Annotated in this window: 1 protein-coding gene and 1 pseudogene; one reads left to right on the forward strand and one right to left on the reverse strand. The window is 59.3% G+C overall.

Features of this window, described 5'->3' with window-relative positions; all coding sequences use genetic code 11:
- Positions 1-272, forward strand: a pseudogene (locus P3T23_RS47635) (hypothetical protein); the annotation flags it as partial.
- Here P3T23_RS47635 and P3T23_RS47640 read toward each other — a convergent pair.
- The gene (locus P3T23_RS47640) at positions 259-537 is read right to left on the reverse strand and encodes an H-NS histone family protein (protein WP_429322946.1); all 279 of its coding nucleotides are present in this window, start codon (positions 535-537) and stop codon (positions 259-261) included. The pseudogene P3T23_RS47635 and the gene P3T23_RS47640 overlap by 14 nt on opposite strands.
- Positions 538-1,591: the final 1,054 nt, after the last annotated feature.

The raw sequence follows: 1,591 nt of genomic DNA on the forward strand, positions 1-1,591 counted from the left end.
GGCGTTTGAGCACGCGGGCCACGATCGGATTCAGCGTCTTCATAAAGCCTTCAGTCGTTCACCTTGTTCCGAACATCATAGCCGACCGCCTTATTGCAACAGAACCGTTTATCGTGCTGTTGGCGCTCGTCGGCGCCAACGTGCCGTTCCTGAATCAGCGGCTCTTCGCTGAAGTGAACCCCGTGCGCTGGACAGGAAGCCATGCTGGTGGGGTGCTAAGGGGGGCAGCCAGGAACTCACGCCGTGACACCTGCACGATCAGTTCCCTATGACGAACAGTGTGCGGTCCTTGCCGATAATCCACGCGGGTGCCCGGCCATGGCCACTCCACGTGTTGCCGGTCACCGGATCGCGATATCGTGGTCCACTACTGAAGCGGCGGTCTCGAAGATGATCGAGATCTTTCACCGTGAGCCCATATTCGGCCATTGTCCGCCTGATGCCGTCGATCACGGCCCGGACTTCCCTCGCCCGGGCCGCATTAATCTCGGCCGTCAGGCGCTTGCGTTCGGCGAGCAGTTCCTTGTACGACGTCATGCGGGTCTCTCCTCAAGACAGGTTTCAGACTGGTTGGCGCGCAGGGTCCACGCTTCGGTGGCCCGTCCTGAAGTAAATCGGCGGGAATCAATCAGGCCCCCCCCAGGCGCGGCGAGCTTCCGGTGTATCCGTATCCGCGTATGCGCCGGGAACGCAGCGCAATTTCCGGCCACCGCGTGTGTGCATGATTCGCTGGCTGTGTCGGGACAATCATTCAGTGATGAACGGCTCGGGAAGTGGCCCGGCCGATCGCGTCGTCACCGGCGGGCTGATGTGCATGCTCCGCGGTGTGGTCGGCTGCCGGATGCGGCGACGCTTTTGCCGGCTGACAGCGCGCCGCGCGGCTCCCGCACGTGTAGACCGATTTGCCGTGGGGCGCCCGGGCTTCTTCCTGCCTGAACTGCTGCGGGTTCAGCCATTGTTCGGAATACGATGCATCTGCACGGCCTGTCGTGCCCGTCAGAACGACGAGTGCTAGGCTTCCCAAAAGAAGACGTTTTCTCATGTTGTCTGGTATTGCTTGTACGTTACGACTGATCTGCTGCATTCCATGCGGCCGCGCGGGTACTTCGGGACGGTGATCTCCTCAGTCGTGCGGAACGATCATCTGTTACTGGCTGCGCTCCGGATTGATCAGCCACCCGACGCGCATGCGCCCGGGTGGCTCGAAATACGTTCCGAATCGCACAGTCCCGCCTTCTTCAGATGACACGTCATTTCGTAATTCACCAGGACTCCGGGGTCCGGATTTGTCGATGTACTCTGCCTTCTTCATAGCTGATCGATGTGCGGCAACGTGCCGGTCGAGTTACCCGAGGTGATTTCGAATTCCTAAAAAGGTAGTGTCGGCTGCATCCCGTTTTGCGCACGCGCCTAGCTTGCAATATAGGGAGCTTGCATGTGCGGATTTGGCTCGTCAATCGGACAGGTCTGGTTGTGTGTTTTCGCGTTGTGGAATCGCAGGGCCATCGCACGAAACGTTAAATATGGTTAAGTTTCTTGCCAGCCAAGGAGTTGAGCGAGATATTGATCGTTCGCGCAGGCCAGCATACGG

This window comes from Paraburkholderia sp. GAS448, from assembly GCF_050435685.1.
GTDB lineage: Bacteria > Pseudomonadota > Gammaproteobacteria > Burkholderiales > Burkholderiaceae > Paraburkholderia.

What these genes read in the sequence shown, in the direction of transcription:
- P3T23_RS47640 (WP_429322946.1), bottom strand. Translation starts at nt 537, where the DNA reads ATGACGTCGTACAAGGAACTGCTCGCCGAACGCAAGCGCCTGACGGCC.